Here is a 23,803-nt window from a genome sequence, read left to right as displayed (position 1 = left end):
GCATTGCGTCTAAGCGTGGAATGATCAGTAGAACCTGACGCTGTGCCCGCTAGATGAAGCGGGCGCATTTGCAGCGCAGGCGCAGCGCATTAGTGAGCAAAGGCTTGAAACATAAGGCCCACGCCTGTCTGAATCATCGCAGGCCGTTGGGCCTGCGATGATGCCAATGCATCGGTCAAGGAATGATGCGCAATGCCCGCAGGCGGGTGAATAATTCGAAGAACGAGGCACGGCTGTCGTAGAAGTCCATAAAGCCCAGTTCGCGGCTCTTGGTCATGTCGTTGACGCACTCGATCTCGCGCCCAAGGTCGGCGTCGGTGTGCCACCACGACGCCAGTCGATTGACGTCCGCTTCCACCAGGCCGTGTTGCGCGGCCAACTCCGCCCACAGGCCGGTTGCAGTCTGGCTCATGCGTGGCTCCAGCGGTTCCGGCGTCGCCGGGCACGGCGCAGCGTCGAGTTCGAAGAACTTCGCGATTTCGCCCCACATCCAGCGCCAGCGGAACACATCGCCATTGACGGTATTGAACGCCTGATTGCGCGCCGCAGGGCTTAGCCCGGCCCAGGCCAGTTGGCGGCCAAGCAGGCCGGCATCGGTAAGGTCGGTGAGGCTATTCCATTGTGCTTGCGAGCCTGGAAACACGAACGGTTGCCCGGTGTGCTTGCACAGCGATGCATACACTGCCAGCGTCACGCCCATGTTCATGGCGTTGCTGCCGTTGGCTATGCCGATCATGGTGTGCGAGCGATGCACGCTCCAGCCGAAACCGTGCTGCTGCGCATGTGCGAACAACAAGTCCTCCAGCGTGTAGTAGAAGTTTTCGCCCGGCTGGCGTGGCTCGCTTTCGCGGAACGGCGTCTCCGCCTTGCCGCTGCCGTAATTTTCGAACGCACCCAGATAGTGCTTGGTCCCGGTGACCAACGCCATGTGCTGCAGCGGCGCATCACTGAGCGCATCGCACAGGTGCCGCATCATGGCGCCGTTGGCTTCGACGTTCTCGCGTTCGGTATCGCGGCGCGTCCAGGTGCAGAAGAACACATGGGTGATCGGCAAGCCGCGTAGTGCGTTGCTGGTGCTTTCGGCATCCAGCAGGTCTGCCGCGATCGGAATGACGCCGTCATGGGGGAGGGGGCGACGTGCAAGGCCGTACACGGCCCAGCCGTCGGCGAGCAGCACGTTGGCAAGGTTGTAACCGGAAATGCCGGTCACACCGACGATCAATGCAATGCCTTTACGCATGGGGGAGGCTCCTGGAAAACAACGGTGACCATAGCGCCGGCACCATGAAATCGAGGCGAATGCGGGCGAAAGGGCCGCTGACATCGCTGGTCGGCCGATCTACTGTGGAACATGCACCTCCATCTACGCACTGTTCTATGCATCGCATGAGGGGATTACTGCATGCTGTGGCGCGGTTGTTGCGTGGTCGCAATCAGCGACCGCAACGACAGTGGTCTTCCTACCCGTGCGCAGGCGGACCTCCGCTGTGCGTGAAACGCGTTGCAACCTAAGCTGAAGGCGTTGATTGACAGGGGCCAGGATGGCGACCGGCAGCATGGAGGTGTCAGTGCACGAAGCCCCACCGCAGATGGGATCGGCCGTTGCCATAGCTGCGGCCTTGTTGCTTGGCGTGGTGGCATGCGCTTGGTCGCCCGCACTGCTGCCGCGAATGTTGTATGCCAGCTGCGTATGCGTGGCGCTGCTAGGCATCGGCATGACGATGTGGCGGGGCCCGCGTTGGAGAGCGCGGCTGGTGTTGCTGACCACTGTGTTGCTCGGATTCGGCTTGATGGGATGGCAGGTGGGCGGTGCCCTCCAGGCGCAACTACTCCCGCAGGACGAAGCACGCGAGATGACCGTGCGCGGACGAATCGTTGGGCTGCCAATCGCCGAGCAACGCCGCACCCGCTTTCAGCTGCGCGTTGATGAAGATCAGGCACAGCATTCAGCTCTACGTGGAAAGCTCGTGCAGCTGGCCTGGTACGACGATTTCGGCGCCGAGCGCATCGGCCCGCGCGCAGCGCTGCATGCCGGTGCGCATTGGCAACTGCGACTGAAGCTGCGCGCGCCACGCGGCTTGCGCAATCCCGGTGGCTTCGATGCGGAGCGCCAAGCGCTGGCGCAGCGCATCGCCGCAACCGGCTATGTGCGCGTGCCTGCCGCCGCACACCAGACTGCACCACCGCACGGCGTGGATGCCTGGCGCGAACGCATGTCGCAACGTATTGCCGAGCGCGTCGGCGGCACCTCCGGGCCGTACCTGCGCGCGCTCGCGCTGGGTGATACGCGTGGGCTCGACGATGCGGCATGGGCGACGTTGCGCGCGACTGGGCTGAGTCATCTGATCGCGATCTCGGGATTTCATGTCGGGCTGGTCGCGGCATTCTTCGCATTGTTGGTCGCGGGCGTGTGGCGTTGGCAGCCGCGACTTGGCACCTTGCTGCCCCGTCTGCATGCGGCATCAATTGCTGCGTTACTTGGCGCTGCCGCCTACGCGGCAGTGGCAGGCCTGGCACTGCCGACGGTACGCACCGTACTGATGATTGCGGTGGTGGCCCTGGTGCGAGTGCTACGGCGACGCGCCTCGACCGCCCACATCCTCGCGCTCGCCTTGTTGGCGGTGTTGCTGTGGGACCCGCTCAGCGTGCTGGTGGCTGGCTTCTGGCTCAGCTTCGCCGGCGTGGCATGGTTGGTGTGGTGCCTGCCGTCGGACGATCGCGCCATCATGCGCGGCTTCCTGTCCGCGCAGACCGTGGCCACCGTCGGCCTGCTGCCGTTGACGGTCAGCCTGTTCGGGCAGGCATCGCTGGTCGGGCCGTTCGCCAATCTGGTCGCCATTCCGTGGTGGACCTTCGTGGTCGTGCCGCTGTGCCTGGTGGGGACCGCGCTGGAAGCGATCTACCCAGGTGCGGGCGTGTGGGCGTGGCAGCTTGCCGGTTGGTGTTTCGAGTTTACCTGGCCGGGGTTCGTCTGGCTCGGGCAAACAACGGCGGCATTGTGGTGGGTACCCGAGTCCGATGGGCTTGCCCTGATTGCGGCCTTGCTCGGTGCGTTCTGGCTATTGCTGCCGCGCGGGACGCCGGGTAAATCGTTGGCGGCGCTGCTGTGGTTGCCGTTGCTTTGGCCGGATCGCGAACTGCCGGCCCAAGGCGAGGCGGAAGTGCAGGTGCTGGATGTAGGGCAGGGCTTGGCAGTGCTGGTGCGCACGCACCGGCATGCGCTGCTTTTCGATACCGGCCCGGCGGTGCGCGATGGCTTCGATGCCGGCGAGCGCGTGGTGCTGCCGGCATTGCGTGCGCTTGGCGTGCGCCGGTTGGACGCCATCGTGCTCAGCCATGCAGACGCCGATCATGCCGGTGGCTATGTCGCGGTGCGCACGGGGCTGCCGGTCGCATTCACCGCTGCACCACCGGATGCAGCGCTGGACGTCAGCACACGCTGCCGCGCCGGACAACAGTGGGAATGGGACGGCGTGCGCTTTCGCTTTCTGCATCCCGGCGCTGGGTTTCCGTATCTGCGTAATCAATCCAGCTGTGTGCTGCGGGTCGAAACCCAGCACGCGAGCGCGCTATTGCCGGGCGACATCGACGAAATCATCGAACGCCGCCTGCTGCGCGGAAAAGTCTCAGACCTGCATGCGGATCTGGTGATCGTCCCGCACCATGGCAGCGCTGATGGCTCGGATGCCAACTTCATCGCTGCGACCGGCGCACGCCTGGCGCTGGTGTCGTCCGGCCACGGCAACCGCTTTGGGCATCCGCGCGCCGAGGTCGTGCAACGCTGGCAGGCGGGCGGGGCGGAAGTGCTGGACACCGCGCAGACCGGCGCGCTCCGGGTCTGGCTGGGCGCCGATGGCCTGCAACTGCGCGAGCGACGGCGCTGGCAGCCACGGCTATGGGATGCTGCGGAACGGCGGCGGTCGGCTGCTATCCTATCGGCCAGCGAATAGGCGGCGCGTTGCCGGAGGAATCGAATCGTGTTGGAGCTGGTCAAGGCAGGCGGTTGGCCGATGGTGCCGTTGCTGTTGCTGGGCGTAATTGCCCTGGCAATCGTGCTGGAGCGTTTGTGGAGCCTGCGCCGCAACGAGGTGACGCCGCCGGGTCTGGGCGAAGAGGTTCGCAACTGGGCCGCGCGCGGCAAGCTGGACCCCACCCATATCGAATCGCTGCGCCGCAATTCGCCATTGGGCGCCTTGCTGGCCGCCGCGCTGGACGTGCGTGGCCGCCCGCGTGAGTTGATCCGCGAACGTATCGAAGACACCGGCCGGCATGTCGTGCACAGAATGGAGCGCTATCTGAACACGTTGGGCACCATCGCATCGGCCGGGCCATTGTTGGGCCTGCTAGGCACCGTGGTCGGCATGATCCAGATGTTTTTGGGCATCCTCGACCATGGCGTGGGCGATGTGAATCAGCTGGCCGGCGGCATCGGCAAGGCGCTGGTGTGCACCGCTACCGGCATGATCATCGCCGTGCCGGCATTGATGGCGCATCGTTTCTTCAAGGGGCGCATCGCCGGTTACATCATCGAGATGGAACAAGAAGCCACCTTGTTGCTGGACACCATGGATGGCCGCCTGGTGCCAGCCGCCGTGGCGCCGGCTGCAGCGGGCGCCAAGCCCGTCACGGCAAAGGGCTGACGGATGCGCATCGGCAGCGACCGAAGCCAGGATGAACCACATATCGACCTGGTGCCATTGATTGACGTCATCCTCGTCCTCATCATCTTTTTCGTGGTGACCACGACCTTCGACGCACGCTCCACGCTGCAATTGCAGCTGCCGACCGCCAGCGACCAACACACCAGCACGCCGCCGCGTTCGTTGAGCGTGCTGGTCAACGCCGATGGGCGGTATTTCATCAACGACCAGGAAGTGCTGCGCTCGGACGTGGATTCGCTCAAGCAGACCATCGCGCAGATCGCCGGCGACGATCGCCAACAGACCGTGTTGATGCGCGCCGATGCACGCACGCCGTATCAGGCTGTAGTTACCGCGCAGGATGCGCTGGGCCAGCTCGGCTTTCGACGTATCGCGATTGCCACCGCGCCCCCGGCCGACGCCACCAGCACGACCGGCAGGACAAGCAGCAACGGAACCCGCCAGTGACCAACTCCACCGACCGCCCGGCGCCAGTCTCATCCTGGCGCACGTACCGTCGCCTGTTGGCGTTCGCCAAGCCGTATCGGCTGCTGCTGGTCGCCGCATTGATCGCAGCATTGATCGAAGCGGCCGGTACCACCGGTTTTCTGGCATTGATGAAGCCGATCACCGACGAGACCTTCATCTACAAGAACGCCGAAGTCAGTCGTTGGCTGCCGGTGCAGATCATCCTGTTGTTCGTGGTGCGTGGCATCGCTGGCTACATCACCGACATGGCGATGGGAAAATCCGCGCGCAGCATCGCGCGCGATCTGCGCATCAAGGTAATGGCGAAGTATCTACGTCTGCCCGGGTCGCGCTTCGATTCCGAGCCGGTGCCGTCGATGCTGATACGGTTGGGTTCGGATTCTGACCAGGTGGCGCAGGCTGCGGTGGATGCGGTCAAAGTGATGATCCAACAGTCGCTGCAAGTCATCGGCGCCTTGGCGCTGATGCTGTGGCATAGCTGGCAGGTGACGTTGACCATTCTGGTGCTGGCCCCGGTGCTGGCCTGGGTAATGGACAAGGTCGCGCGGCGTTATCGGCGTATCAGCCACAGCATCCAGGAAAGCGGCGCGCAGCTGTTGCAGGCCGCCGACCAGACCTTGTCCAGCCATCAGGAGGTCAAGATCTACGGCGCCCAGCAGACCGAGATGGAGCGCTACGGCGCGCTAGCCGATCGCAATCTGCGCCTGGCAATGAAGGTCGAATCCACGCGCGGCATTTCCACCGCCACGGTGCAGATGATCGGCGCGATCGGCTTGTCGGCATTGTTGTTCGTGGCCGGTGCACAGGCACTGGCCGGGCGCCTGACGGCCGGCGATTTCGTCGTGCTGATGACTTCGATGCTGACGATTATTCCCGGCCTCAAGCAGCTCACCAATGTGCAGAACATGGTGCAGCGTGGCCTGGCATCGGCGGAGCGTCTGTTCTCGGTGCTTGATAGCCCGGACGAGCCGGATCAAGGCACCGTGCCGCTGACGCGTGCCAAGGGCTTGATCGAATTTCGCGACGTCACCGCGCGTTACCCAGGCCAGGTTAATCCGGCCTTGGCCGATGTCAGCTTCATCGCGCAGCCGGGCACGGTCACCGCGATCGTTGGGCGCTCGGGCAGCGGCAAATCCAGCCTGATCAAGTTGATTCCACGATTTTACGAAGCCGAGGCCGGGCAGATCCTGCTCGATGGCCACCCGGTGCAGGCATACGCATTGGCGGATCTGCGCCGGCAGATAGCACTCGTCGGCCAGCAGGTGATGCTGTTCGATGGCAGCATCGCCGACAACGTGGCGTTCGGCGAAATGCGCAATGCCGATGCCAGCCAGCTGGAACGCGCGATTCTGGGCGCCAACGCGATGGAATTTGTGGCGCAACTGCCCGAAGGCTTGCAGTCACACGTCGGCACTAAGGGTGGGCGCCTGTCCGGCGGCCAGCGCCAGCGTCTGGCGATCGCACGCGCAATGCTCAAGGACGCGCCGATCCTGATTCTGGACGAAGCCACCGCCGCGCTGGACAACGAATCCGAACGTTTGGTGCAGGACGCCTTGCACAAACTGATGCCGGACCGCACCACGCTGGTGATCGCGCATCGTCTGTCCACCATCGAGCATGCCGATCAGGTACTGGTGATGGACCAGGGCCGGATCGTCGAGCGCGGCACCCATGACGAATTGCTGGCGCAGGGCGGCTTGTATTCGCACCTGCACGGCATGCAGTTCCGCGAACGGCAAGCATGAGCAAGCGCGGCACTCGCACCCCGGGTTACTGGTACGACAACACGCCGATCCCCTTGCCGGCGCGCATCCTGGCGCCGGTCTATGGCGCTGCAATCGCGTTGCGACGGGCGCTGTATCGCCGCGGTTGGCGCAAGCGCCACGGCGTTCCGGTGCCGGTGCTCGTGGTCGGCAACGTGACTGCCGGCGGCACCGGCAAGACACCGCTGACGATTGCTTTGGTTTCGAAGCTGCAGGAAGCCGGCTGGACGCCTGGTGTGGCCAGCCGTGGCTACGGCCGCGATGACGCTGGTACCGCGCGATGGGTCGAGGCAGACACGCCGGTGGCGCTTGGCGGCGATGAGCCGGTGCTGATCGCCTGGAAAACTGGTGCACGCGTACGCGTCGATAGCGACCGGCTTGCTGCTGCACGCGCACTGGTCGAGGCGGGCTGCGACATCGTGATCTGCGATGACGGCTTGCAGCACTACCGTCTGGCGCGTGATGTCGAGATCGAAGTGGTTGATGGCCAGAGACGTTATGGCAACGGACGTTTGTTGCCTGCCGGGCCGCTGCGCGAACCGGTTGCGCGCGCGCGCGATTGCGACTTCCGCGTGGTCAATCTCGGTCAGGCCAGTGCCACCGCAGCGCCGCAGGCGCCGGATGATGCTGGGTTCGGCGAGTGGCAGATGCGCTTGAGCATCGACAGCGTGCAGCCGATGGACGGCAAACGTGCGCAGCCGCTGAGCATGCTTGCCGGACAACGCGTGCATGCGGTGGCAGGCATCGCGAACCCGGAACGCTTCTTCGCGATGTTGCGTGCGCGCGGCATCGGCGTGGTGCCGCATGCCTTTCCGGATCATCACGTCTATCACGCTGCAGATTTCAGCTTCGGCAGCCGCCTGCCGGTGCTGATGACGGAAAAGGATGCAGTGAAATGTCGTCCGTTTGCGGACGAGTGGTTGTACAGCGTGCCGCTCAAGGCGGAGCTGCCGGCCGCGTTCTGGGTGAGCCTGTTGGACCGGCTGAACAAATTGGCGAGCCGGCAGGGCGTGTGAGGGCTGCGCGTGCAATGGTGAGCTTTGGCTTGGCTGCAGTAGGTTCTTGCCCGCCTACCTTCGAAGGCCCGGCTTTGATTACGTTCCTGTGGGCTCTGATGCAGAGCCGTGCTGCACAAGATTTTGCAGCGCTCAGGCAACGGCCCACTTAGGAATTTCGGTGCGTATGGTTGCGAGCAACGCATACAACGGCGCTTCAGTCCCGACGTAGCACATCGCGGCTCCAACTGACTACCGCGACTTCGCTCAATCACACGGAGAAAGCCGGCGATTCGGTTCTCTCGCTTCTCCACTTTCTACTGCACACCAGAGCGCGCACGTATGACACCCACAACACCTGCTGATTTCGTCGTCGCCATTCCGGCTCGTTACGCCTCCACGCGTCTGCCGGGTAAGCCGCTGCAACGGATCGGCGATCGCCCGATGATCCAGCACGTTGCCGAGCGCGCATTGCTGGCGGGCGCGCACGCGGTGTGGGTGGCCACTGACGATGCGCGCATCGCCGAAGCGATCGAACATCTGCCCGGCGTGCATGTAGCGATGACCGGCACGACGCATCTCTCCGGCACTGACCGCCTTGCCGAATGCGCACGCATTGCCGGTTGGGATGAACAGACCTGCGTAGTCAATCTGCAAGGCGACGAACCGTTCGCGCCGGCTGCCGGTATTCGCGCGGTTGCCGATCTGCTGCAGCACTCCGGTGCCGAGATGGCCACGCTGGCCGCGCCGGTGGATAGCGCGCACGACCTGTTCGATCCCAACGTGGTGAAGCTGGTGCGTACGGCCGCCGGCGATGCGCTGTATTTCAGCCGCGCGCCGATTCCCTGGCACCGCGACAGCTTCGCCAGCCAGCGCGACAGCGTGCCTGCAGCAGGTCAGTGGCTGCGCCACATCGGCATCTACGCCTATCGCGCCGGCTTCCTGCAGCGCTTTGCGGCAATGCCGCCCGGCATGCTGGAGCGCATCGAATCGCTGGAACAATTGCGCGTGATGGAAGCCGGCTATCGCATTGCCGTGGCAGTGACGCCCGAGCCGTTTCCGCCGGGCATCGACACCCCGGACGACCTCGTCCGTGCACAGACGCGGGTGGCGTCGGCATGAAGCTGCTGATCGTCTGTCTGGGCAATATCTGCCGCTCGCCGATGGGCGAGGGCGCCTTGCGTGCGCAACTGGATCAGGCGCGGCTGTCGCGGCGCATCAAGGTCGATTCGGCCGGCACCGGCGACTGGCATGCCGGCGATCCGCCGGATCCGCGCGCAATCCGCTGCGCGCGTGGCCATGGCGTGGATATTTCGGGTCTTCGCGCACGTCAGGTGACGCGTTCGGATTTCGAGCATTTTGATTGGCTGTTGTGCGCAGATGGCAACAATCTGCGCGATCTGCAGCGGCTCGCCCCGGCAGCGCAGCGCGACAAGGTGGCCCTGTGGCTCCCCTGGGCCGGCATCGACGAGCGCGATGACATCCCCGACCCGTATACCGGCAGCATGGATGACTTCGAGCAGGGATGGCAGCTGGTCGATGCTGCCGCGCGCCTGACCGTGGCCAGGCTCACCCGCGGCTAATCGCGCTTGGGCATAATTAACGCATGAATGCCCAGCTCACCCAGGAACTGCCGGAATTTCCCACTTGGCTCAATGCCAGGCCATCCACACTGCAGGAGCACCGCGGCCGTGCGCTGGTGCTGGCGTTCGTCAATGCCAGTTCGGTGTGGTGCGCCGAGCGCCTGGCCGAGCTGGCGCACTGGCAGGCGCGAAGCCCTGGCCGGCTGCAGGTGATCGTGGTGCAGGTGCCGCGTTTCGACAGCGAACGCGTACCGCAACGCGCGTTGAAACAACTGCGCGGGCATGGCGTGAGTGCGCCGATCCTGCTCGACAAGGACTGGGAAACCTGGCGCCGCTTCGGTATTGAATCCTGGCCTACGCTGGTGCTGCTAGATGCCTACGGCCGCGAACGGCAGCGCCTGGTAGGGGTCACCGGCGATCTGGACAAGGCGCTGACAGCGCTGTGCGAAGGCCAGCAGCCGCCATCGGATGCCGACCTGCACGGCGTGGCCGAGCGCGGTCCCGAGCCGCATCTGGCGTTGCGTTTTCCGACCGGACTGGCCGCGACGGAAGACCGCTTGTATGTCGCCGATACCGGCCACCACCGGGTGCTTGAGTGCACGCACAGCGGACGCGTATTGCGCCAGTTTGGGCATGGCAATGCCGATCTCATCGACGGCGGCGTCGGCGAAGCGGCATTCCGGCGTCCGCAGGGCTTGGCGCTGGAGCGCGATCAGTTGTACGTCGCCGACACCGGCAATCACGCGCTACGTCGCATCAACCTGCGCAGCGGGCAGGTGGATACTTTGTGTGGTACCGGCCGCTCCGGCGAGCCGGTCGAAGGCCCGCTGGCGTCCGCTGGCGCGTCTGCGCTGAACTACCCGCAAGGCCTGGCCATCGCCGATAACCAGGTGTTGATCGCCATGGCTGGCGATAACCGCATCTGGAGTTATCACCTGGGCCGCGCCGCGCTGACCGCGCGCGCAGGCACCGGTGCACTTGAAGCGCGCGACGGCAGTGGCCATCTCGCAGCTTTCGCACAGCCGGCCGGTTTGGCCTCGGTGCAACAAATGGCCTATGTGTGCGACGGGCTGGGCTCGTCGATCCGCACCATGCAATTGCGCGGCGATCTGGTGCAGACCTTGGTCGGCGGGCAGGGTACCTGGCAGTTTGGCGATCAAGACGGCCCGCGCAGCACCGCGCGTCTGCAATTCCCACAGGCCATCGCACTGGCGGCCGATTCGCCGCTGCTGTGGATCGCCGACACTGGCAATGGCCGCCTGCGCTGCCTGCGTTTAGGGGGCGGTGAATTGACCACGGTCGAGTTGCCGCGCCGCTTGCATGGCCCAGCTGGCCTCGCGGTCGCTGCCGGAGCGGTCTGGATCGCAGAAACCGATGCACACGCCATCTTGCGGTACGACCTTGCAAGCGGCGCACTGAGTGATGTTTCGATAGACGAATGAGCGCAAGGCCCCAAAGCGATTTCGATGGAAAAGCGTTTGCTGCGCAACTGAGCACCGCGCCTGGTGTCTACCGCATGTATGCGGGCGACGATACCTTGCTGTACGTCGGCAAGGCCGGCGCGTTACGCAAGCGCGTGGGCAGCTATTTCAATGGCACGCCGAAAAATGCCCGGCTGACCTCGATGTTGTCGCAGGTTGCGCGCATGGATGTCACTGTCACCCGCAGCGAAGCCGAAGCACTGCTGCTGGAAAACCAGCTGATCAAGTCGCTGTCGCCGCGCTACAACGTCTCGTTGCGCGACGACAAAAGCTACCCATACGTTTTGCTGACACGCGAGGATTGGCCCCGCATCGCCTTGCACCGCGGTCCGCGTGCGGTGCAGGGGCGTTATTTCGGTCCCTATACGGGCGTGACGGGCGTGCGCGAAACGCTCAGTTTGATGCACAAGTTGTTCAAGCTGCGCAGCTGCGAAGACAGCGTGTTCCGCAATCGCTCGCGGCCTTGCCTGCAGTATCAGATTGGCCGTTGCAGCGGACCGTGCGTCGACTTGGTGGCGGCACCGGATTACGCAGAATCGGTGCGTCGCGCCACCATGTTTCTCGAAGGCAAGAGCGATCAGCTCGGCGAAGAGATCATGCAATCGATGCAACAGGCCAGCGAAGCGCTCGAATTCGAACGTGCGGCGCGTCTACGCGATCTGCTGTCCTCGTTGCGCAGCATGCAGAACCGCCAGTACGTTGATGGCCGCGCAGCCGATCTGGATGTGCTGGCCTGCGCCACGCAATCCAGCCAGGCCTGCGTGTTGCTGCTGAGTTTTCGCGATGGCCGTAATCTCGGTACGCGCTCGTTTTTTCCCAAGACCAATGGCGAAGACAGTGCCGACGAAATCCTCGGCGCGTTCGTCTCGCAGTACTACGCCGAGCACTCGCCGCCGCGCGAGATCTTGCTCGACCGCGAAATTCCGGAAGCCGAACTGATCGAAGCCGCGCTCAGTACCGCTGCCGAACACAAGGTGGCGCTGAAATGGAACGTGCGCGGCGAGCGTGCCGGCTATCTGCTGCTGGCCACGCGCAACGCGCAGCTGACCCTGGTCACCGAGCTCACCAGCCAGAGCGCGCAGCATGCGCGCAGCGAAGCTTTGCGCGAGATGCTTGGGCTGGCCGAGCCAGTCAAACGCGTGGAGTGCTTCGACATCAGCCACACCATGGGCGAGGCGACCGTCGCCTCGTGCGTGGTGTTCGATGCCAGCGGCCCGGTACGTGGCCAGTATCGACGCTTCAATATTTCCGGCACCACCCCGGGCGACGATTACGCAGCCATGCGGCAGGCGATCGAGCGCCGCTTCCGTCGCGCGGTGGAAGAGAACGGCGTGCTCCCCGACTTACTACTGATCGACGGCGGCGCCGGCCAGCTGGCGCAGGCGCAGGCTGCGCTGGCCGACCTGGGGGTCGAGAACGTGTTGCTGCTTGGTGTGGCCAAGGGCGAAGAGCGCCGGGCAGGGCACGAGGCGCTGATCATGGCCGACGGTCGCGAGCTGCGGCCGGGCGCGGCGTCGCCGGCGCTGCAATTCATCCAGCAGGTACGTGACGAAGCGCACCGCTTTGCGATCACCGGCCACCGTGGGCGCCGGCAGAAGGCGCGCATGACCAGCAAGCTCGAGGATATCCCCGGCATCGGCCCGCGGCGCCGCGCGAGCCTGCTCAAGCATTTCGGCGGACTGGTCGGCCTCAAAGCCGCCGGTGAGGCCGAGATTGCACGGGTGGAGGGGGTCAATGCCGCACTTGCTGCGCGAATCTACGCTAACCTGCACGGGCTGGCGCTTCCCGATGCGGCAGGCGAGGCAAGTCCGTAATGAAGTTGACCATCCCCACGTGGCTGACACTGCTGAGGATCTTGATGATCCCGGTGTTGGTCGTGGTGTTCTACCTGCCGTACACGTGGACGAATTTTGCATCCGCTGGCGTGTTTGCCCTGGCCGCCATCACCGACTGGTTGGATGGCTGGGTCGCGCGGCGTTATCACCAGTATTCCGCATTCGGCGCGTTCCTCGACCCGGTTGCCGACAAGTTGATGGTCGCAGTGGCCCTGTTCCTGATCGTGCAAGGCCACCCCACGCCGTGGATGGCGTTCTGGGCTGCGGTCATCGTCGGGCGCGAAATTGCCGTCTCTGCACTGCGCGAGTGGATGGCCGAGATCGGCCAGCGCGCCAAGGTGCGCGTGGCGGCGATCGGCAAGATCAAGACCACCGCGCAAATGGTCGCCTTACTTTGTTTGTTGTACTCGGTCACGCCGGGACAGATGCCCACGCATGAAATCTGGCTGGGCAACCTGATTTTCCGCGCCGGTTACTGGACGCTGGCAATTGCCGCATTGCTGACACTGTGGTCGGGTTTCCAGTATTTGCAGGCCGCTTGGCCAAGCCTGCGCGCCGATGAAAAAGCAGCGATCAGCAGCAAGCCGAAAAAAATCGAAAGCAACAGTTGACAGCTATGCTGTTCGCTGTAGAATTTCGCCTCCCAAGCGGGAATAGCTCAGTTGGTAGAGCGCAACCTTGCCAAGGTTGAGGTCGCGAGTTCGAGTCTCGTTTCCCGCTCCAGATGTAGACAAGGCCCCGTGTCAGGGGTCTCGTTGTTTCAAGGCAGGATGCCTTGGGTTTTGATGTTTCGGCCTGGTGGTAGAGTGGTTATGCAGCGGACTGCAAATCCGCGTACGCCGGTTCAATTCCGGCCCAGGCCTCCACATCGCATGCGCTGTTTTCTGCAGTCGGGAACGACAGTAGGGCTAGCGCAACGAAGTGACAAGCTGTACAATTTTGCTCCACGCGGGAATAGCTCAGTTGGTAGAGCGCAACCTTGCCAAGGTTGAGGTCGCGAGTTCGAGTCTCGTTTCCCGCTCCAAATTCGAACCCTGGATATCACGCGATATCCAGGGTTTTTAGTTGCAGCGTATGTTGGTCGGGGACGTTTGTGTCGTGAGTGTGTGCTGCGAATACCGAGCATGATGCCAAGGTGTCCGCTGGTGAATGCTCATTCCAGTGCGTATACATGCACCCACTACGTAAGCGCTTTGAAGGAATGCGGGTAGATGGCTGCGTTGAGACAAATCGCGTAAGCGAGGTTGAGCCCACGTGGTTATCGACGACGCAATCTGGCGACAGGCAACTATCAACCGGCTGCACGATGCGAATGATCGTGCATCGAAATACGCAAGAAGTCGCGCGGCTCGAAGGCCACTGCAGCGTACGCTGACTCTGTTGCGTCATAAAAGTGTGCCCGGGGCGGGGGTCGAACCCGCATAGCCTCACAGCTGAGGGATTTTAAGTCCCTTGCGTCTACCAATTTCGCCACCCGGGCATTGCGATAGCGTGCCTGATTGCGCGGCGATTGTGAATCTTTGTGGCGGACTTCCTACACTGACTGACTCTCTGCGGCCTGCGTTATGCTGCCGCCGCACAACGCGCCGCCACCGGCTGCGTACCATTCAAGGAACCGCATGTCCGGCCACACGCTTCTCGCACCGCCACCAGGGCGCATCGCCGTCATCGGCTTAGGCTATGTCGGCCTGCCGCTCGCGGTTGCATTCGGAGAGCAGCGCGACACCCTGGGCTTCGACATCGATGCGCAGCGTGTAGCGCAATTGCGCGATGGCCACGATGCCACGCTGGAACTGGACGATACCGAGTTGGCTGCGGCAACGCAGCTGCGCTACACCGCAGATGCGACCGATCTGGCCACGTGCAGCATTTTCATCGTGACTGTGCCGACGCCGATCGACAGCTTCGAGCAACCGGATCTGGAGCCGTTGCGCAGCGCCACTGCCTTGATCGCAGCTGCACTCAAGCCCTGCGATCTGGTGATCTACGAATCCACGGTCTACCCGGGAACCACCGAAGAAGTCTGCGTACCCTTGCTCGAAGCAGCCTCCGGGCTGCGCTTCAACCACGATTTCTTCTGCGGCTATAGCCCCGAGCGCGTCAATCCCGGTGATCGCCAGCGGCGTCTGCGCGATATCCGCAAGATCACCTCTGGCTCGACCCCCGAGGCAGCTGATGCGGTCGATGCGCTGTACACCGGCATCATTACCGCTGGCACCTGGCGCGCCCCGTCGATGCGCGTGGCCGAAGCGGCAAAGGTGGTCGAGAACATCCAGCGCGACGTCAATATCGCGCTGGTGAACGAACTGGCGTTGATCTTCGACAAGCTGGGAATCGACACGCTCGATGTGCTCGAAGCCGCAGGAACCAAATGGAATTTCCTGCCGTTTCGTCCCGGCTTGGTCGGTGGGCATTGCATCGGGGTAGATCCGTATTACCTGATGCACAAATCCGAAAGCGTGGGCTATCACCCGGACCTGATCCACACCGCGCGGCAGGTCAACAATCGTGTCGGCCGCCATGTGGCCGAGCGCGTCTGCGGCATGCTAGCCATGCAGGGCGTCCCGCTCGCGCATGCGAGGGTGCTGGTGCTCGGCGCTACCTTCAAGGAGAACTGCCCGGATCTACGCAACAGCCGTGCCCTGGAGTTGGTGCAGCTGCTGCAGGCGGCGGGTATGCAAGTGGACACCTGCGACCCCTGGGCAGACCCGGCGGAGGCGCTGCAGCATGGCGGTGTGCAGCTCTGCGAGACGCCCGAAGACGGCGCCTACGATGCCGTGGTACTGGCAGTGGCGCATGCGCAGTATCGCGACTACGACGTCGCGCGGATTGCCGCGCTCGGCAAACCCGGCGCGCTGGTCTATGACGTCAAATCGGTGTGGCCGCGTGCGGCGGTCAGCGATCGTCTGTAGCGCGTCCATCCTGCTGTAACCACTGCACCGCGCCACGCGCAGCGCGTAAGCCGCTGGCGAAACAGGCAGTGAGCAGGTAGCCGCCGGTCGGCGCTTCCCAATCGAGCATTTCGCCAGCGCAAAACACGCCAGGTTGCGCGAGTGCCATCAGCTGATCGTCCAGCGCTTCCAACCGCACGCCGCCTGCCGAACTGATCGCTTCGGCAATCGGGCGCGTTCGCAACAAGCGCAGCGGCAACTGCTTGAGCGTGCGTGCGACCAATGCAACATCGTCGCCCGCCTGCTTGCCGAGATGTTCGTAGAGCAGGGCGGCCTTGACGCCATCGATGCCGACCTGGCGACGCAAATTCTCGCTGAAAGTGCGTCCCTTGCGTGGCTGGCTTAGTTCGGTGTGCACACGCTCAAGTGAGCGACCGGGAATCAGATCTAGCACGAGTTCGGCAACGCCATGCGCTTCGATCTGCTCGCGCAGGTCCGCGGCCATGGCGTAAATCAGGCTGCCCTCGATGCCGTTCGCGGTCGCCACGCATTCGCCCTGCAATGCATGCTGCAAGCCATTGCGGTCTTGCCAGTGTGCAACAACTGGCTTGAGCGGAGCACCTGCATGACGCTGCACGAAGTGCGCACTCCACTCGATATCGAATCCACAATTGGCCGACACCAGGGGCGCAACCGCGATGCCGCGTTGCTGCAATGCAGCCTGCCACTGACCATCGGAACCCAGCTGCGGCCAGCTGCCACCTCCCAGCGCCAACACGGCGGCATCTGCGTTGCGCTCGACCGCGCCGGTGGGTGTATCGAAACGGAATGCGCCGTTCTCGCTCCAGCCCAACCAACGGTGCTGCACATGAAATACGACGCCCTGTTCCTTGAGCCGACGCACCCAACCGCGCAGCAAGGGCGCCGCCTTGCGGTCCATCGGAAAGACACGGCCGGAGCTGCCGACGTAGGTGTCAACACCCAGCCCGCGTGCCCAGTCGCGCAGCGCCTCTGCGTTGAACTCTTGCAACCATGCTGCAACCGGCTGCTGGCGCTCGCGATAGCGTTGTGCAAACAGCGGCATCGGATCGGAATGGGTGAGGTTCAAACCGCCTTTGCCGGCGATCAGAAACTTGCGCCCCACCGAGCCCTTGGCCTCGTACAGATCCACTGCCAAGCCTGCAGCACAGGCCACTTCTGCCGCCATCAAACCGGCCGGCCCGCTGCCGATCACGGCTAGCCGCCGCATGTTCGAACCCGTCATCGTTCGGCACTCAGCGCGGTTGCACGCCCAGCAATTCCACATCGAAGACCAACGAAGCACCGGGCGGAATCACACCGCCTGCGCCGTTATCGCCGTAACCGTAATCGGGCGGAATCATCAGGGTGCGCTTGCCGCCGACACGCATGCCGTCTACGCCATCGTCCCAGCCGCGGATGACCTGATGGTCGCCCAGCACGAATTGGAACGGCTCGGCACGATCCAGCGAGCTGTCGAACTTCTTGCCATGTTTGTCGGCGGCTTTTTCGTCGTACAGCCAGCCGGTGTAGTGCACGGTGACCATCGCGCCCGGCGTTGCCACTGCGCCGGTCCCGACCGTGCGGTCGATCCGCTCGAAGTTGGCGATGGTGCCACCGGAGGGCGGCAGGGCGGGCGCGCAACTTGCGAGCAACAGGGCGGCACAGAGCGTCAACAGAAGGCGCATGGCAGGGTCCATGAAGAAAGGCGGCATTATCGCACCTGGCTCCCGTTATCATCGCGGCATGGCCAAGCTGCTGCTCAATCTGCGCAATGTTCCCGACGACGAAGCCGACGAGGTGCGTGCACTGATGCGCGAGCAGGGGGTGCAGATCTATGAAACGCGCCCAAGCAATTGGGGAATTTCTGCCGGCGGTATCTGGCTCAGCGACGATGCCGACTATCCACGCGCCAAGGCCGCGATGGATACCTACCAGGCGCAACGCGGCGCAATTGCCCGCGCTCAGCGTCAGCAGGAGCTTGCAGCCGGCACCGCGGAGACCTTTGGTGCATTGCTGCGCAGGCGTCCGCTGTTTGTGCTCGTCACGCTGATCGGCATGTTGGTGGTCGCGTCGCTGGTGTTGCTGCCGTTTCTGCTCTTGCGCGGCTGAACGCGTGGCGTGATGTGGAGTGCACGGTTGCTGTTGCACCGTGTCGCACCTCCACTCACAGTGCTCGCTAGCGGCTGAATGCGCCTTTAAAATGTCGGCATGATTACCAATACCGCTGCCTACGAGTTCGTCACCATCCAGGATCCGCAGACACTTGCGGTAAGTGTGCTCGCGCAAGCCGAGCAGCAGGCGCTGAAAGGGTCGGTGCTGATTGCCGAGGAGGGCATCAACCTGTTCCTGGCCGGCGATGCCGAGCAGATCAGCGCGTTTTACGCCTGGCTGCAGGCAGATGCGCGTTTTGCGCAGATGCGGATCAAGTATAGCGAGAGTGCGCATCAGCCGTTCGCACGGCTCAAGGTCAAGATCAAGCCGGAAATCATCAGCTTTCGGCGCGGCGATGCATCGCCACTGCAAGGTCGTGCGCCTTCGGTGACGCCTGCCGTGCTGCGCGAGTGGCTGCGGGAAGGGCAGGATGATCGCGGCCGCCCGTTGGTGCTGTTAGACACACGCAACGCGCAGGAAGTGGCGTACGGCACGTTCCAGGATGCGTTGACCCTACCCATCGACAAATTCACCGAGTTGCCTGGCGCGCTTGAACCACATCGTGCCGCGCTGGCCGATGCCACGGTGGTCAGCTTCTGCACCGGCGGCATTCGCTGCGAAAAGGCCGCGCTATGGATGCAGGCCGATGGCATGGACAACGTGCTGCAGTTAGAGGGCGGAATTCTGGGCTATTTCGAAGAGGTTGGTGGCGAAGGCTACGACGGCCGCTGCTTCGTCTTCGACGAACGCATTGCGCTGGATCCGGAATTGAGGCCCTTGGTGGACGCCGAACGCCCCGTCGAAACAGGGAAAATCTGACCGAGCGCGACTGGGTTTCCCGATGCATCGGGCATGCGAGCGCCTGCATCATCAATACACGTCGCAGCATCGCGTACTGCGACATCGCGCTACGCGCACGTCACGCATGCTCTAGTGATGCTTTTGATGCTATTACTTAAAGTAATACGTCGCATCGAGCTTGCCCTGAATTATTCACGGAGATAGGCTGCACCAGCCAGCCGCTAGCGAGGACAACAAGGATGACAATCAGAGTTTTTCTGATCGACGATCATGCACTCGTGCGTACCGGCATGAAGATGATTCTGTCCAAGGAAGTGGACGTCGATGTGGTGGGCGAGGCAGAAAGCGGTGAAGCCGCGCTGCCGCAGATTCGTCAGCTTAAGCCGGACATCGTGCTGTGCGACCTGCATTTGCCTGGTGTCAGCGGCCTGGAAATTACCGAGCGTATCGTCAAAGGCGATTACGGCACCCGCGTCATCATCGTCTCCGTGCTCGAAGACGGCCCACTACCCAAGCGTCTGCTCGAAGCTGGTGCGTCCGGCTATGTGGGCAAGGGCGGCGACGCACACGAGCTGCTACGCGCGGTACGTGAAGTCGCCCTGGGGCGGCGCTATCTCGGCAATACGATCGCGCAGAACCTGGCGCTATCCAATCTGGAAGGTGGCGGTTCTCCGTTCGATGCGTTGTCGCCACGCGAACTGGAAGTGGCCTTGTTGCTGACCCAGGGCCTGCGCCAGGAAGACATCGCCAAGCGCTTGAACCTCAGCGCCAAGACCATCAATACGCACAAAGCGCGCCTGTTTGAAAAGGTCGGCATCCAGGACAACATTGCGCTGGCACGGCTGGCCAACCAGTACGGTCTGACCGATCCCTCCAGGGTGTTGTGAGCTGTTGCCCTAGGGCGTGGCGAAGCGTCTGCGCGCACGGTGGGTCAGGTTGAACCACAGCGCGTAGAGCAGCGCATCACCTACTGGTAAATGGGGTGGATCAGCCCTTCAGCGGCGTCAGTTGGATTGAACCAGCGCGTAGAGATGCATCAATTAGATGCGTCAATTTCACCGGCCTTCCGTGTGTGACTGCCGCCGAATGCAGGCGGCGTGCTCCTTCAGCATTGACGCCGAGCATGGCGACGCGCTGCCTACAAACAGCTTTTCCGTAACGATGCTCGTTATGCGCCAGCAGGTTCTACCGTTGCCGAATTCCCGGCTCGGCAGAGAGTTCTTGCAGCACCCCGGACAAGCGCTCCGCGCCAGTAGCCTGTAGATCACCTTGCAGCAGCTGATGCTCTCTGCCGGTCCAATGCCACTGGCATGCGGTGGAACGTGATGCGTGGGAACCTTGCTTGGATCTCGATAGACGCGTCTGCCGTGCAGTCGTTTGCACACGGCACATAAAAACACAGCGGCCTGAAGGCCGCTGTGTTTGATGACGTGGCTTGTGACTTCACAAGCCGGCCTGGGCAATCACCTGTTAATCAGTGATCGCCACGCGGCTTGTTGCTGTCATTTTCCTGCGCTTTGTCGGCCTCGGTCGATGGGGCAACAGGCTTTACTTCGGACACAACCACCGTCGGCTTGGGCTTGTCTGCGTCCGACTCCTGCGTTGTTGCAGCAGGCGTCGGATGCTCGCTGACCGAGGAGGCTGACGTTGCAGCATCCTTCGGGCTCAACGCATCAAGCATGGTGGTTTGCACAGGGGCATACGGCTTACGTACTGGCGTAGCGTCTGCACTCGGGCTGGCCTGCGCGACCGTCGATGTAGCGGTCACTGCCACCTCCGCCGATGACGCGGGCGGAGCAGACCGTTCGGCGTGCGGCGACGTGACCGTAACTACCTCGGCCTGCGCAGCCGGCGTTGCTGCCACAGGTGCCGATAGCTCGGCAGCAGGCGTTGCAGCTGCCTTCTGGACCGGTGCCGCTTGCTCCGCAGGTGGTGCAACGTCCGCCGAAGCAGCGCGCTGCTGCTGGTCGGCCTTCGCTGCCGCAGTGTCCTCTGCGGCGGGCGCAGCAACGCTAGCCGACGCCGAGTGCAAAGGCTGGTGCTGTGGTGTGCTTGCCGGAGCATCGTTTGTCACAGGCGTTGCGAGAGCCGGTGCCGGGACCGGAGCAGCAGGTGTCGTCGATGCGGTCTCGGCGACGGGAGCCACAGCCGGCGCCGGCGTGGATGCCACGGGTGCCGGAGCAGCAACCGGTGCCGGGGCAGCGGGAGCTTGCTGCGCGACCGGAGCAGGGCGCTGTTCCACAGCTCGCGTTGCGCCAACATCAGCATTGACGGCGGCCGGCGCGGGCTTGGCAGGTGCATCGGCGGCCACGGTCGGTGCAGCTGCACGCTTGTGGTCAACGTCAGCCTTGGCAACAGGTGCTGCTGCTGGCTGCGATGCCGGTACGGTGTTGGACACCGGCGCAGTGGTCGAGGACGTGTCATTGCCGACTTCTGGCTCTGCACGCTCCTTGGGAACCGGGCGCGGCTTGGCGGCCGCCTGAGCAGTAGCTTCGGGCTTGGCGCGCACGGCAGGTGCCGGTGCGTCGTCATCGAAGTCGAACTCCGGCTGGCCTGCACGCGCTGCGGCCGAGGCATGCGCCTGAGTACCGGCGGCGTCAGCTTCGTTGTCGCCATCGAGATCGTTGTCGGCATCGCCGTCCAGGTCGTCGCCTTCCAGACCATCGACGCTGGCTCCGCCTTCGCCGTTGGCACCAGCGCCACGACGACGACGACGGCCACCACGACGACCGCGACGGCGACGGCTTCCGCCTTCGCCATTGGCTGCATCGTCGCCCGAGCCATCCTGGGTCGGTACACCCGTATTTGCGTCGGTACCCCGATCAGCGGTGGACTCGCTTACCATGACGTCAACCGGATGCGCCTGCGCTGCTTCGTTAGCGATGGTCCGCGCAGTCGCAGGTGCAGCGGCATCGGCAATGGCAGCCACCACGCTCGACGTCGTTGCCGTTGCGGCAGTCGATGTGAGGGTCTGCACTGCCGCCGTGCCTTCATCCTGACGTGCCGGACGTGGCTGACGCTCAGCTTGCGCGCCGTCCTGCTGTGCAGGTGCACGCGGCGGGCGCGGCGTCTGGTTCTGCGGCTTGGGCTTCTGCTGCTGAGACTGCTGCGGCTGCTGTTGCTTCGGTGCCTGCGCTTCATTGCGCGGCGGCTTGGGAGCCTGCACCTGCTGCTGTGCCTGTGCTCCGTTCTGCGCGCCCTGGCCGCTGGCTGGCTGGCGGCGCTCGTCACGGCGTTCCTTGTTGGCGCCGTTGCCATTGCCACCATTGCCGCGCTGCTGGTTGCCGCCATTGCGGGCATCGCGACCGTCGCGACGTTGACCGCCACGCTCGCCGCGTTCGTTACGGTTATTGCGGCCGGCATCGTTCTGACGCGGGCGCGGAGTCGACTCGGGAGCAGGAGCGACCGGCTCGACGCCGCCGAAGATGCGCTTCAACCAGCCGACCACGCCGGTGACCGGTGCCGGAATCGGCACGGTGACCACCGGTGCCGGAGCCGCGACTGGCGCCACCGGGGCAGGGGCCTCTTCACGCACCGGAGCCGGCTGGCTCGGCTTGATCGAAGTAACTGCCGGAGGTGCCGGGATGTTCAACTGCGCCTTGGTCAGCGCATGCACCGGCAGCTTGCGTGGGGTGCCGCGCTGGTAACTCGGCTTGCCGCTGTCTTCGCCCAACTCGTTCTCGCGCAGGCGCGTGACTTCGTAGTGCGGGGTGTGCAGCTGCTCATCGGCAACGATGATGATCGGCGAGGCGTGGCGATTTTCGATCTCGCGCAGCGCGCTACGCTTTTCGTTGAGCAGGTAGTTGGCGATCTCCACCGGGGCCTGGACCAGCACTTGCCCGGTGTTTTCCTTCATCGCGTGCTCTTCGGCCACGCGGATGATCGACAGCGACAGCGACTCGACGCTGCGCATGCGGCCATGGCCATCGCAACGCGGGCAGACGATCTGGCTGGATTCGCCCAGGCTCGGACGCAGGCGCTGGCGGCTCATTTCCATCAGGCCGAAGCGCGAGATACGGCCCAGCTGCACACGGGCGCGGTCGTACTTGAGCGCGTTCTGCAGCTTGTTTTCGACTTCGCGCTGGTGCTTGGACGAGGTCATGTCGATGAAGTCGATGACCACCAGGCCGCCCAGGTCGCGTAGGCGCAGCTGGCGTGCCACTTCTTCGGCCGCTTCCAGATTGGTCTGGAACGCGGTTTCCTCGATATCGCTGCCCTTGGTGGCGCGCGAGGAGTTTACGTCGACGGCGGTGAGCGCTTCGGTCTGGTCGACCACAATCGAGCCGCCCGAGGGCAGGCGCACGTTGCGCTCATAGGCGCCTTCAATCTGCGATTCGATCTGGAAGCGGTTGAACAGCGGAATGTCGTCGGTGTAGTGCTTGAGCTTGCGCAGGCTCTGAGGCATCACCTGCTTCATGAATTCCTGGGCGTCGGCATACAGTTCCGGCGTATCGACCAGGATCTCGCCGACATCGGCGCGCAGGTAGTCGCGCAGGGCGCGGATGATCAAGCGCGATTCCTGGTAGATCAGGAACGCGGCCGGCTTGCTCAGTGCAGCCTCGGCAATCGCTTTCCAGGTCTGCAGCAGATAGTCCAGATCCCACTGCAGCTCTTCGGCATCGCGGCCCACACCGGCGGTGCGGATGATTACGCCCATGTCGTCCGGAATATCGAGCTTGTCCAGCGCTTCCTTCAGCGCGGCGCGGTCTTCGCCTTCGATGCGGCGCGAAACGCCACCGGCGCTCGGCGAATTGGGCATCAGCACCATGTAGCGGCCGGCCAGCGAAATGAACGTGGTTAGGGCAGCGCCCTTGTTGCCGCGTTCTTCCTTATCGACCTGCACCACGATTTCCTGGCCCTCGCGCAACAGCTCGCGAATGGTCGACTTGTTATGGTCGACGCCGGCCTGGAAGTAATCGCGGGAAATTTCCTTCAGCGGCAGGAAGCCATGACGCTCGGCGCCGTAGTCCACGAACGCCGCTTCCAGAGAAGGCTCGAGCCGTGTGATACGGCCCTTATAGATGTTGGACTTCTTTTGTTCCTTGGACGGCTGTTCGATGTCGATGTCGTACAGGGTCTGGCCGTCCACAATCGCCACGCGCAGCTCTTCGGCCTGCGTTGCGTTGATCAGCATTCGCTTCATTGTTGCGTTC

At 63.7% G+C, this 23,803-nt stretch carries 17 protein-coding genes, 4 tRNA genes and 1 pseudogene; 17 read left to right on the top strand and 5 right to left on the bottom strand.

Annotated features, from left to right (window positions below; translation table 11 throughout):
* Positions 1-175: 175 nt before the first annotated feature.
* Complete coding sequence (locus KWO_RS11170) at positions 176-1,240, bottom strand: SDR family oxidoreductase (RefSeq protein WP_010378792.1); 1,065 nt, start codon at positions 1,238-1,240, stop codon at positions 176-178.
* A 301-nt stretch (positions 1,241-1,541) separates the two neighbouring features.
* Between KWO_RS11170 and KWO_RS11165 the strand changes: the two are divergent.
* The 13 genes and pseudogenes from KWO_RS11165 to KWO_RS11105 form a co-directional block, all read left to right on the top strand.
* A pseudogene (locus KWO_RS11165) lies at positions 1,542-4,084 on the top strand (DNA internalization-related competence protein ComEC/Rec2); the annotation flags it as partial.
* Positions 3,978-4,640: a MotA/TolQ/ExbB proton channel family protein gene (locus tag KWO_RS11160; protein ID WP_010373327.1), complete on the top strand. Its 663-nt coding sequence runs from the start codon at positions 3,978-3,980 to the stop codon at positions 4,638-4,640. The pseudogene KWO_RS11165 and the gene KWO_RS11160, both read left to right, overlap by 107 nt.
* Before the next feature lie 3 nt (positions 4,641-4,643).
* A complete protein-coding gene (locus KWO_RS11155; protein WP_010373328.1) occupies positions 4,644-5,108 on the top strand; it encodes an ExbD/TolR family protein in 465 nt (154 codons plus the stop codon).
* Positions 5,105-6,874, top strand: coding sequence for a lipid A export permease/ATP-binding protein MsbA (gene msbA, locus KWO_RS11150; protein ID WP_010373329.1), 1,770 nt, complete (start codon positions 5,105-5,107; stop codon positions 6,872-6,874). The genes KWO_RS11155 and msbA overlap by 4 nt, the downstream gene beginning before the upstream one ends.
* The gene (gene lpxK / locus KWO_RS11145) at positions 6,871-7,908 is read left to right on the top strand and encodes a tetraacyldisaccharide 4'-kinase (RefSeq protein WP_010373330.1); all 1,038 of its coding nucleotides are present in this window, start codon (positions 6,871-6,873) and stop codon (positions 7,906-7,908) included. Before msbA ends, lpxK begins: the two co-directional genes overlap by 4 nt.
* Before the next feature lie 321 nt (positions 7,909-8,229).
* The gene (kdsB, locus tag KWO_RS11140) at positions 8,230-9,009 is read left to right on the top strand and encodes a 3-deoxy-manno-octulosonate cytidylyltransferase (protein ID WP_010378785.1); all 780 of its coding nucleotides are present in this window, start codon (positions 8,230-8,232) and stop codon (positions 9,007-9,009) included.
* On the top strand, positions 9,006-9,470 hold the full coding sequence (locus KWO_RS11135; protein ID WP_010373333.1) for a low molecular weight protein-tyrosine-phosphatase: 465 nt from the start codon (positions 9,006-9,008) through the stop codon (positions 9,468-9,470). Before kdsB ends, KWO_RS11135 begins: the two co-directional genes overlap by 4 nt.
* Positions 9,471-9,493: 23 nt before the next feature.
* Complete coding sequence (locus tag KWO_RS11130; RefSeq protein ID WP_017113177.1) at positions 9,494-10,912, top strand: hypothetical protein; 1,419 nt, start codon at positions 9,494-9,496, stop codon at positions 10,910-10,912.
* On the top strand, positions 10,909-12,765 hold the full coding sequence (uvrC, locus tag KWO_RS11125; protein WP_010378778.1) for an excinuclease ABC subunit UvrC: 1,857 nt from the start codon (positions 10,909-10,911) through the stop codon (positions 12,763-12,765). Before KWO_RS11130 ends, uvrC begins: the two co-directional genes overlap by 4 nt.
* Entirely contained in the window at positions 12,765-13,397 is a 633-nt protein-coding gene (gene pgsA, locus KWO_RS11120) for a CDP-diacylglycerol--glycerol-3-phosphate 3-phosphatidyltransferase (RefSeq protein WP_010373338.1), read from the top strand. The genes uvrC and pgsA overlap by 1 nt, the downstream gene beginning before the upstream one ends.
* A 36-nt stretch (positions 13,398-13,433) precedes the next feature.
* Positions 13,434-13,509 (top strand) — tRNA-Gly (locus tag KWO_RS11115).
* 69 nt (positions 13,510-13,578) lie between these two features.
* A tRNA-Cys gene (locus KWO_RS11110) sits at positions 13,579-13,652 on the top strand.
* Between the two features lie 82 nt (positions 13,653-13,734).
* Positions 13,735-13,810, top strand: a tRNA-Gly gene (locus tag KWO_RS11105).
* 372 nt (positions 13,811-14,182) lie between these two features.
* On the opposite strand, the gene KWO_RS11100 is transcribed toward KWO_RS11105, so the two are convergent.
* A tRNA-Leu gene (locus KWO_RS11100) sits at positions 14,183-14,266 on the bottom strand.
* 139 nt (positions 14,267-14,405) lie between these two features.
* Between KWO_RS11100 and KWO_RS11095 the strand changes: the two genes are divergently transcribed.
* On the top strand, positions 14,406-15,698 hold the full coding sequence (locus KWO_RS11095) for a nucleotide sugar dehydrogenase (protein WP_010373340.1): 1,293 nt from the start codon (positions 14,406-14,408) through the stop codon (positions 15,696-15,698).
* Here the strand turns inward: KWO_RS11095 and KWO_RS11090 are convergent.
* A complete protein-coding gene (locus tag KWO_RS11090; protein WP_010378776.1) occupies positions 15,682-16,941 on the bottom strand; it encodes a TIGR03862 family flavoprotein in 1,260 nt (419 codons plus the stop codon). The genes KWO_RS11095 and KWO_RS11090 overlap by 17 nt on opposite strands.
* 10 nt (positions 16,942-16,951) lie before the next feature.
* Entirely contained in the window at positions 16,952-17,383 is a 432-nt protein-coding gene (locus KWO_RS11085) for an FKBP-type peptidyl-prolyl cis-trans isomerase (RefSeq protein ID WP_026112835.1), read from the bottom strand.
* Between the two features lie 58 nt (positions 17,384-17,441).
* On the opposite strand from KWO_RS11085, the gene KWO_RS11080 reads away from it, so the two are divergent.
* The 3 genes from KWO_RS11080 (at position 17,442) to KWO_RS11070 (ending at position 19,537) form a co-directional block, all read left to right on the top strand.
* A complete protein-coding gene (locus KWO_RS11080; protein WP_026112483.1) occupies positions 17,442-17,807 on the top strand; it encodes a DUF6164 family protein in 366 nt (121 codons plus the stop codon).
* 99 nt (positions 17,808-17,906) lie between these two features.
* Entirely contained in the window at positions 17,907-18,668 is a 762-nt protein-coding gene (locus tag KWO_RS11075) for a sulfurtransferase (protein WP_010378771.1), read from the top strand.
* A gap of 221 nt (positions 18,669-18,889) precedes the next feature.
* Entirely contained in the window at positions 18,890-19,537 is a 648-nt protein-coding gene (locus KWO_RS11070; RefSeq protein WP_003489223.1) for a response regulator, read from the top strand.
* A gap of 587 nt (positions 19,538-20,124) precedes the next feature.
* Here the strand turns inward: KWO_RS11070 and rne are convergent.
* Positions 20,125-23,793 (bottom strand): ribonuclease E, encoded by a 3,669-nt coding sequence (rne, locus tag KWO_RS11060; RefSeq protein ID WP_173399572.1) that lies wholly within the window; start codon positions 23,791-23,793, stop codon positions 20,125-20,127.
* Positions 23,794-23,803: the final 10 nt, after the last annotated feature.

Source organism: Xanthomonas vasicola pv. musacearum NCPPB 4379 (genome assembly GCF_000277895.2).
Taxonomy (GTDB): domain Bacteria; phylum Pseudomonadota; class Gammaproteobacteria; order Xanthomonadales; family Xanthomonadaceae; genus Xanthomonas; species Xanthomonas vasicola.
The sequence above is the reverse complement of the archived record's forward strand: the minus strand, read 5'-3'. Positions and strand labels throughout refer to the sequence as shown.

Excerpts from the sequence above, each read along its gene's own strand:
- KWO_RS11170 (WP_010378792.1), bottom strand. The coding sequence starts at position 1,240 with ATGCGTAAAGGCATTGCATTGATCGTCGGTGTGACCGGCATTTCCGGT.
- KWO_RS11155 (WP_010373328.1), top strand. The coding sequence starts at position 4,644 with ATGCGCATCGGCAGCGACCGAAGCCAGGATGAACCACATATCGACCTG.
- lpxK (WP_010373330.1), top strand. The coding sequence starts at position 6,871 with ATGAGCAAGCGCGGCACTCGCACCCCGGGTTACTGGTACGACAACACG.
- kdsB (WP_010378785.1), top strand. The coding sequence starts at position 8,230 with ATGACACCCACAACACCTGCTGATTTCGTCGTCGCCATTCCGGCTCGT.
- KWO_RS11135 (WP_010373333.1), top strand. The coding sequence starts at position 9,006 with ATGAAGCTGCTGATCGTCTGTCTGGGCAATATCTGCCGCTCGCCGATG.
- KWO_RS11130 (WP_017113177.1), top strand. The coding sequence starts at position 9,494 with ATGAATGCCCAGCTCACCCAGGAACTGCCGGAATTTCCCACTTGGCTC.
- uvrC (WP_010378778.1), top strand. The coding sequence starts at position 10,909 with ATGAGCGCAAGGCCCCAAAGCGATTTCGATGGAAAAGCGTTTGCTGCG.
- pgsA (WP_010373338.1), top strand. The coding sequence starts at position 12,765 with ATGAAGTTGACCATCCCCACGTGGCTGACACTGCTGAGGATCTTGATG.
- KWO_RS11095 (WP_010373340.1), top strand. The coding sequence starts at position 14,406 with ATGTCCGGCCACACGCTTCTCGCACCGCCACCAGGGCGCATCGCCGTC.
- KWO_RS11090 (WP_010378776.1), bottom strand. The coding sequence starts at position 16,941 with ATGACGGGTTCGAACATGCGGCGGCTAGCCGTGATCGGCAGCGGGCCG.
- KWO_RS11085 (WP_026112835.1), bottom strand. The coding sequence starts at position 17,383 with ATGCGCCTTCTGTTGACGCTCTGTGCCGCCCTGTTGCTCGCAAGTTGC.
- KWO_RS11080 (WP_026112483.1), top strand. The coding sequence starts at position 17,442 with ATGGCCAAGCTGCTGCTCAATCTGCGCAATGTTCCCGACGACGAAGCC.
- KWO_RS11075 (WP_010378771.1), top strand. The coding sequence starts at position 17,907 with ATGATTACCAATACCGCTGCCTACGAGTTCGTCACCATCCAGGATCCG.
- KWO_RS11070 (WP_003489223.1), top strand. The coding sequence starts at position 18,890 with ATGACAATCAGAGTTTTTCTGATCGACGATCATGCACTCGTGCGTACC.
- rne (WP_173399572.1), bottom strand. The coding sequence starts at position 23,793 with ATGAAGCGAATGCTGATCAACGCAACGCAGGCCGAAGAGCTGCGCGTG.